Origin of the sequence: Campylobacter concisus, from assembly GCF_003048445.1 — a bacterium.
In the GTDB taxonomy this organism is placed as follows: Bacteria; Campylobacterota; Campylobacteria; order Campylobacterales; family Campylobacteraceae; genus Campylobacter_A; species Campylobacter_A concisus_BF.
Window position 1 is genome coordinate 1 of the sequence record NZ_PIQW01000021.1, and the last position, 7900, is coordinate 7900.

A 7900-nucleotide genomic window follows, 5' to 3' on the forward strand; every position below is an offset into this window, starting at 1 on the left:
ATTTAGTGCTAAACGAAGTGCAGCCTAGATTTAGTAGTCTGCTAAGGCGAGTGAGTAAGATTTTAAAATTTGCAAAACAATCTAATCAAATTTAGCTGTAAGCGAAGCCAAATTTTAGTAGTCAATTCTTGCGAGTGAGTGAAAGTTTAAAATTTGTAAAAATAGCAAATTTCTATTTTTGAAATCTCAACTTTAAATTTATAAATTCTTTTATTCAAAAGTGAGTTAAATTTCACCTTACCTTATAATGCACGCTACCGCTATATGCGATATCTTCGGCTTTTACGTCATCGCTTGTTAAAATTTCACTTATCTTGCCATTTGCTTCAAGTCTCTCTCTATTTTCCTGAGCGTCTTCTTGATAGCTATAAACCATCGCAACGCTCACCACGCCGCTAATGCCCTCTATCATCTTAAAAACTCTGATCTCATCTTCGATGCTCTCTGAGCTAACGACCACCACGATCCTATCTTCTGCGTCAGTGATGATCTCGCACTCTTTTAGCTTGCTTATCTCGCCTTTTACGCTCTCATTTTTGTTATCCGTATAGACTATCAGGCTTGAAATATTCATCTAACTCTCCAAAATAAAATTTTCTTCTCATAAGCAGAGGTTGCGACCTCGTTGTCGCTTATGAAAACTATGCTATTTATCGTGCTTTGACCAGTTTTTAGCATCGCGATCTTATCTAAAGTGACGCTATCAACTAAATTTACATCGCTCATCTCATCGCTCATATACGCGGCGATCTTGCCATCGCTACTAAGCCCCACGCCATAAACCAAAAAGCCAGTATTTATCTTTTTTAGCGTCCCAGCTGAGAAGATGCCAGCGATCCTGTCGGTGCCTCCGCTGATCATGACGCCATTTTTATAGGCGATGTCGTAGATATTATCAGTGTGGATATCTAAAATTCTATCCATCTTTTTAGTGTGAACGTTGTAAAAATAGACCTTGCCACTCTCACAAGCAATCGCTAGCGTGCCTCTATCTTCGCTTATCTCCATGTCTGAGAGCATTGCGATAGAGATCTTAAAACTATCATAAATTTCGCCACTTTTTAGGTTTAAAAAGTAAATTTCATTGCTGATCGAGGCAAGAGCGACGTGCTCATCATCTAAAAATAGAGCCTTTTTTGTCGCTTGATTAGCCATTTTTATGCTTCTCATCTGCCCACTTTCTCTTATATAAAGCACCTTTGTAGCGTAGTCGCCCTCGCTTAGGATGAGCATCTTGCCATTTAGCTCATCGACATTTAAAATTTTTGGCCTTTCATGGTCGCTAACGTAGGTTTTTATATCATCCATTTTGATGATCTCATCAAATTTAGACTCTTTTGGATCGTAAATTTCAACTGTGCCACCATCAGTTGCGATAAAGAGTTTGCCATTTATCAGCGTGGTATTAAGCACATTTGCACTAGCTTCTATCTCTTTAATAGGCGTTGTGATCTCATTTGCAAAGATAAAATTTAGCAAGCAAAAAAGAAAAAATAAAACTCTCATAAAGCCTCCATCTCAAGCGAATTTTTAAAACAAACATCAAAGCACTCGCCGCAGCTTACGCAATTTTGATTGATTATAGGGCGAAAAACACCAAGAAACTCAACTGCTTTAAATTTACAAGCATCAAGGCAGTTGTAGCAAATCGTGTCATTCCACGCTAGGCAGCTAGCGACGTTGATGCTAACCTTTGCATTTATGCTCTTTGGTGAGTTTAAATTTAGTGTTCTTCGGCCGCTACTTTGACAAGCTTTCGCGCACTCTTCGCAAAAGTCGCAGCCTAGCTTTTTAACTTTAAAAACAACTCTTTCATTTTCAAAGCTAAGAAGCTCTTTTTCACAGGCACTTACGCAGCTAGCCTCACAGCCAGCGCAGTCAAATTCGCCGCTAAAAAAGGGTGGATCTATAAATTTGGGAGCAGGTTTTGCCCCCAAAATTTTGCTAAAAAGCTCTCGCCTGCTTTGCATTACTTAACGCCGTCATTTAAAACATCTAGTAAATTTGACTTATGTGAGCCGTTTTTGTCTCTAAAGTCAGGCTTAAATTTATTGCCAACAAGCTGAGTTACGCCATTTTGTTGCTCGACGTGGCAAGTTGTGCAGTTATATCTCTCATCATCAAGCTTGCCTGCAAGATCTTTTTTATTTCTGATGTCATAAAGGTGAGAAGCTGGGATCGGAGTTGCTCCGCTATCTTTTGCAAACTCAGGCATGTGGCAGGTTACGCACATATTTGAATCTTTTGTGATAGGCACCAAACCCTCAGTGTCGTGTGGGATAAATGGAGGTGCATTTTCAAAAGATCTATCAAATCTCTTTGCCATACCTGCTGGCTCTTTTGTGTAGTTGATGTCTTTTAAAACAACGTCTTTATCATCTAACAAATCAACATTTCTAAGGCCGATTTGCGAATCACTAATGCTTGGATTATTCAATGCACATGCCGCTAAAAAGGCAGCGCATAGTGCTCCAAGCGCCATTATTTTCATTTTCATTTTTCTCTCCTTAAATTTCTAATACTAAAATTTAACGCCCCGTCGCCGCAAACGTCGATGCATCTACCGCAGCTTATGCACTCGCTTGAACTAACCGCGCGGCTCTCTTTACCGATCATATCTAGCACTTGCACCTCTGGGCAGACGAGCTTGCACTTCATGCACTTTGTACAGGCATTTGCGTCGTGCTTTACTCTGATGAGAGCAAATTTTGATATCACCGCGTAAAATGCACCAAGTGGGCAGATGTGTGAGCAAATTCCGCGCTTTAGCACGAATATATCAAAGGCAACTATGCCAAGGGCGATGCCAATGGCACTAACTGAGCCGTAGATGATGCCACGCTGGATGATGCCAACAAAGCTAATGCTCTCAAATGCTGGCAACGAAAGAGCTAGGCTTAAGATAAGAGTGAGCGCTAGCAAGTAGTAGCGTAAATTTTTACTTACGTTTAAAATTTTCTCACCCTTAAAGCCAAATTTCTCTCTTAGCTTGTAAGCAATGTCGGTTAGTAAATTTACTGGGCAAACCCACGAGCAAAACGCCCTAGAAGCGATGAGCGCATAAAATGCAAAGACGATGATCGCGCCGATTGCCGCATTTATGCCTACGCTAAAGCCTGCTAGTAAAATTTGAAGCACCGCAAATGGATCGCTTAGTGGAATTTGTCCAAAAAGCAAAGATGAGCTTAAATTTCCGCTAAGTATCTTAACTCCATAAACATTTCCTAGGATAAATAGCGCTAGGATAGAAATTTGAGTTATTCGTCTTAAGATTAAAAATTTCATAGCTCACCACCATTTAGATACTCAGTCGCCTTTTTGATGTCGAGCTTTATCTTGCTGTCGGCATCATCTACGCGCCTTTCATCTTCTTTTACCCAGCCTTTGACGTAGTTATCGCCAACTTTGCCAAGCACAACTTCGCGGTTTAGCACAGTAATGGCTGCTTTTTCGGTGATACAGGCTCGCTCGCACACACCGCATCCTGTGCAGATATCGCTATCAACTACTGGAAGCAAAAACGCATGCTTTTGCGTCCTTTCGTTGCGGCGATACTCGAGATACAAGGCCTTATCTATGAGCGGACAGGATCTGTAACAAGCATCGCACTGTATGCCCCAGTATGCCACGCAGTTTTTCATATCGACCACTGCAACGCCCATTTTGGCTTTATTTATGTCTAGTTTGCCAGCTGTGCTAACTAAATTTGCATCCAGCGCACCAGTCGGACAGGCTGGCACACAAGGGATATGCTCGCACATATGACAAGGAATTTTTCTAGGCTCAAAATAAGGCGTACCGACACTTATACCATCTTCAAGAGTTGCAAGTTTTAGCGTATCAAATGGACAGGCCTCTACACAAAGCCCACACCTAATACAGCTCTTTAAAAACTGCTTCTCCGCTTTCGCACCAGGCGGTCTAAGAAGTACAAGCGGTGAGGCTTTGGCACTAAGTGACCATATAAAGCCTCCGCCAAGAGCTAAGATCGCCGCCTTAGCTCCAAATTTCAAAGCTTCACGCCTACTTGAAAATTCCATATCAGCCACTTTTATGCCTTGTAAATTTTAACCGCGCACTTTTTATAGTCTGTCTCTTTTGAGATCGGGCAAGTAGCGTCAAGGCAGACTTTATTTATAAATACGTTTTCGTCAAAGAAAGGCACATAAACAAGACCTACTGGCGGCTTATTTCTACCTTTTAGATCTACTCTAGCTTTTACCTTGCCACGGCGTGACTCGACCCAAACGATCTCATTTTGAAGCACGCCAAGTTTTTTAGCGTCATCTTCATGCATGTAGCAAAGTGCCTCTGGGACGGCTCTATAAAGCTCAGGAACACGCATAGTCATCGTGCCTGTATGCCAGTGCTCTAGGACACGGCCAGTACATAGCCAGAATGGATAATCTTTGCTTGGCATCTCGCATGGATCCATATAAGGACGGAAGAAAATTTTTGCTTTGTTTGCAAGAGGAGTTTTCTCTTGATTTTTTACGCCTTTTAGATCGCCTGTTGGAAGGGCTGCGTTTTTGTTGCCGTAGAATGCAAATTTATCATTTGGAGCAGCTTTTTTAGCGTATGGGTCAAATTTAGTGTTAAATCTCCACTGAGTCTCTTTACCATCAACAACTGGCCATCTTAGACCTCTTACTTTGTGGTAAGTGTCAAAGTCAGCTAGGTCGTGACCATGTCCAACGCCAAATTTTCTATACTCCTCCCAAAGATATTTGTGGATGAAAAATCCATATCCTTTAAATTCTTTACCATCTGAGCCGATCACCTTTCTGCTATCGCCAAAGACTTCTGTATTGTCATAGTTTTCCATGATCGGATCGTTTGCGCTAAATTTCTTAGCATCTTCGTTTGCAAAAAGCACGTCAAATAGCGTATCTTCTTCGCTATATCCCATAGCTTTTGCAGCTTCAAGCACGCTTGGAAGTGTCACTTTGTCATTTAGCTTTTTCTCGCCCCAAACATCTTTTAGTTTAAAGCGCTTACTAAACTCAAGCATCTGCCAGATATCAGGCATCGCTTCGCCAACAGGGAGTACTTGCTGTCTCCAGTGCTGTGTCCTTCTCTCAGCGTTGCCGTATGCGCCCCATTTTTCGTAGATCATCGCAGTTGGGAGGATAAGGTCAGCTACTTTTGCAGAAATTCCTGGATAAGGGTCACTTACGACGATGAAGTTGTCCATCTCGCGGGCTGCTTTGATCCAGTGGTTTGCGTTTGCAGTGTTTTGCCATGGGTTATTTACTTGAACCCAGATAAATTTAACCTTGCCATCTTCAAGATCACGCATCATTTTTACGTAGTGTGAGCCTGGTACGGCATTTAGCGTGCCAGCAGGTAGTTTCCAAAGTTTTTCAGTGATCTCTCTGTGTTTTGGATTAGCGACGACCATATCAGCTGGCAAGCGGTGAACGAATGTTCCAACCTCTCTTGCAGTTCCGCACGCACTTGGTTGGCCAGTTAGAGAAAAGGCGCCTGAGCCTGGGAGTGCTTGCTTGCCGAGCAAGAAATGCACCATATAAGCTTGCTCATTTACCCATGTGCCGCGTTGGTGTTGGTTAAAGCCCATAGTCCAGAAGCTAACGACTTTGCGGTTTTTCTCGATGTAAAGATCAGCAAGTGCTTTTAGTTTTTTCTTAAATTCATTGATATCTTCGTTAGGATCGCCTTTTGCTACCTTAGCTGTAAAGTCAAGAGTGTAAGGCGCAAGAGCTTTTTTAAACTCTTCAAATGTTATTTGCCAGTGATCGCCAGCTTTTGCAGCGTTTTTGTTTTCTAGTGTATCACCAGCTTTTAAGCCAAGATAAGAAAGTGTAACGCCCTCAGCCTCGCTTAGCACTTTTGATTTTTCAGTCGCAGCGGTGTCTAGCTCGCTTGGAGCATATTTTTTGTGATGGATGTCTGGGCGAAGACCATATCCGATATCAACTGGGCCAGCTGTGAAGACGCAGTGTTTTTTAACAAATTCTTCATCGATCATCTCAGGGTGGTTATAGACTATCTCACGAGCGATGTAGTTCCATATAGCAAGGTCAGATGACGGAGCAAAAATGATCTCAATATCGGCTAAATTTGATGTTCTAGTTGAGTAAGTACTTAAATTTACAACCTTTACTCTATCAGGATCGCTAAGCTTTCTATCGCTCACGCGCGCCCAAAGGATCGGGTGCATCTCAGCCATATTTGCGCCCCAAGCTATGACAGTATCAGTTAGCTCGATGTCATCAAAGCAGCCTGATGGCTCATCAATACCAAAAACTTGCATAAAGCCAAGAACTGCACTTGCCATGCAGTGTCTTGCATTTGGATCGATGCTGTTGCTTCTAAAGCCACCTTTCATAAGCTTAACTGCTGCATAGCCCTCTGGGATTGTGTATTGACCAGAGCCAAGCACGCCAACGCCGTGAGGTCCAAGCTCGTCATAAGTCTTTCTAAACTGAGCTTCCATCACATCAAATGCTTGCTTCCAGCTTACTTGCTTAAATTTGCCTTTTTTGTCAAATTCACCCTTTTCATTTACACGTAAAAGTGGATGAGTGATCCTATCTTCGCCGTACATGATCTTAGCGTTAAAGTAGCCTTTGATACAGTTTAGACCGCGGTTTACTGGTGCTTCTGGATCGCCTTTTACAGCTACTATCTTGCCATCTTTTGTAGCAACCATGATGCCACATCCAGTTCCACAAAATCTACAGGCAGCCTTATCCCAACGCCAGCCTTTTTCAGCTTCGTTTGCCGCACTTAGCGAGCTTGGCACAGCGATACCGGCACTAGCACAAGCAGCACTAGCTGCAGCACTTTTGATGAAATCTCGTCGATTCATTTTTTCTCCTTAAAAGATTTAAACAAATTTAAGAGATATTACTCTCATTAAACTTATTTACCCCTGATTTACATAGATAAAAATTTCAATAAACTTAAGATATAAAATTACATATTAGTTTAAGAAAATTTATATAAATAGCCCTTTATAAAAGAGGAGAGATGATAATTGAAAGCAATTCTTTTACATATCTATAGGTATTTTACAAGTAAATCTTAAAAAAATAAATTATAAATTTATTTAAATAGTTGAGTAGAAAAGTAACACACATAATAGGATAAAAATTATGTTTTATTTGGTAAATAGTGTAAATTTTATTAAATATCTTAATTATTTTTATAAATTAAATTTAAAATACACCCTCAAGCATAAACTTGAGGGATATAAATGGGGATAAGGGGATGGCTTTACTCGGGCTTCGTCTCGCAACTGCAAGCAGATCATAATTCAAGTCCCCCTTGTCTCCCTTTTGAATAAAAAGAAATTTATAAATTTAATAAAGCTGTTTTTGCAAATTTTAAAATCTCACTCACTCACAAGAATTGACTACTAAAATTTGGCTTCGCTTACCGCTTAGCTCAAATTTTAGAGCCGAAATTACTCGTTCATGAAATTTTAAAATTAAAGGTAAGTTTTTTAGGATAAACCGCATGCGGCGCAAAGCACCATTGCATGCCACTTCTAACGTTGTCGGGGTTGGGGGATTATTAAGGGGGAAGAGAGCTCTTTTGCTTCGCAGGCTCGCAACTGCAAGCAGACCGTAATTCAAGCCTCTTCCCCCTTAATAAAGAAATAAAACTTTAAATTTCTAAAAAAATACTTTTCAAATTTTAAAATTTGATAGATAATTCTTGAGTGTTGATCTTAAAATTTGTTTGAAGTTTCTTGTGTGTTAAATTTAATATCTAGTCTAAATTTATATAGCTCTCTAATGTTTTAGAGAGCTATGTTTTGTATTTAATTGTAGTTGCTTTGGTTTGTTCTTAAAACCTCTTCTTCCTAACCTCTTCAACTATGGCTTTAGCCATCTCATCTACTTCTGATGTTACTTCGTTTGCTTGGTTTGCA

The 7900-nt window shown here is 40.7% G+C and carries 7 protein-coding genes; all 7 read right to left on the bottom strand.

Features of this window, described 5'->3' with window-relative positions:
- Positions 1-232: 232 nt before the first annotated feature.
- From CVT14_RS10315 to napA, 7 genes are read right to left on the bottom strand one after another with little or no spacing between them, the layout of a single operon-like run.
- Positions 233-574, bottom strand: coding sequence for a chaperone NapD (locus CVT14_RS10315; protein ID WP_021087324.1), 342 nt, complete (start codon positions 572-574; stop codon positions 233-235).
- Positions 571-1506 (bottom strand): WD40 repeat domain-containing protein, encoded by a 936-nt coding sequence (locus CVT14_RS10320; protein WP_107850290.1) that lies wholly within the window; start codon positions 1504-1506, stop codon positions 571-573. Before CVT14_RS10320 ends, CVT14_RS10315 begins: the two co-directional genes overlap by 4 nt.
- On the bottom strand, positions 1503-1970 hold the full coding sequence (locus CVT14_RS10325; protein WP_107850291.1) for a 4Fe-4S ferredoxin: 468 nt from the start codon (positions 1968-1970) through the stop codon (positions 1503-1505). The genes CVT14_RS10320 and CVT14_RS10325 overlap by 4 nt, the downstream gene beginning before the upstream one ends.
- Complete coding sequence (locus CVT14_RS10330) at positions 1970-2497, bottom strand: nitrate reductase cytochrome c-type subunit (protein ID WP_012001478.1); 528 nt, start codon at positions 2495-2497, stop codon at positions 1970-1972. Before CVT14_RS10330 ends, CVT14_RS10325 begins: the two co-directional genes overlap by 1 nt.
- The gene (gene napH, locus CVT14_RS10335) at positions 2494-3285 is read right to left on the bottom strand and encodes a quinol dehydrogenase ferredoxin subunit NapH (RefSeq protein WP_021090111.1); all 792 of its coding nucleotides are present in this window, start codon (positions 3283-3285) and stop codon (positions 2494-2496) included. The genes CVT14_RS10330 and napH overlap by 4 nt, the downstream gene beginning before the upstream one ends.
- On the bottom strand, positions 3282-4040 hold the full coding sequence (napG, locus tag CVT14_RS10340; RefSeq protein WP_035143437.1) for a ferredoxin-type protein NapG: 759 nt from the start codon (positions 4038-4040) through the stop codon (positions 3282-3284). The genes napH and napG overlap by 4 nt, the downstream gene beginning before the upstream one ends.
- An 11-nt stretch (positions 4041-4051) precedes the next feature.
- Positions 4052-6832: a nitrate reductase catalytic subunit NapA gene (napA, locus tag CVT14_RS10345; RefSeq protein ID WP_107850292.1), complete on the bottom strand. Its 2781-nt coding sequence runs from the start codon at positions 6830-6832 to the stop codon at positions 4052-4054.
- Positions 6833-7900 lie beyond the last annotated feature (1068 nt).

What these genes read in the sequence shown, in the direction of transcription:
- CVT14_RS10325 (WP_107850291.1), bottom strand. Translation starts at nt 1,970, where the DNA reads ATGCAAAGCAGGCGAGAGCTTTTTAGCAAAATTTTGGGGGCAAAACCT.
- CVT14_RS10315 (WP_021087324.1), bottom strand. Translation starts at nt 574, where the DNA reads ATGAATATTTCAAGCCTGATAGTCTATACGGATAACAAAAATGAGAGC.
- napH (WP_021090111.1), bottom strand. Translation starts at nt 3,285, where the DNA reads ATGAAATTTTTAATCTTAAGACGAATAACTCAAATTTCTATCCTAGCG.
- CVT14_RS10330 (WP_012001478.1), bottom strand. Translation starts at nt 2,497, where the DNA reads ATGAAAATGAAAATAATGGCGCTTGGAGCACTATGCGCTGCCTTTTTA.
- CVT14_RS10320 (WP_107850290.1), bottom strand. Translation starts at nt 1,506, where the DNA reads ATGAGAGTTTTATTTTTTCTTTTTTGCTTGCTAAATTTTATCTTTGCA.
- napA (WP_107850292.1), bottom strand. Translation starts at nt 6,832, where the DNA reads ATGAATCGACGAGATTTCATCAAAAGTGCTGCAGCTAGTGCTGCTTGT.
- napG (WP_035143437.1), bottom strand. Translation starts at nt 4,040, where the DNA reads ATGGAATTTTCAAGTAGGCGTGAAGCTTTGAAATTTGGAGCTAAGGCG.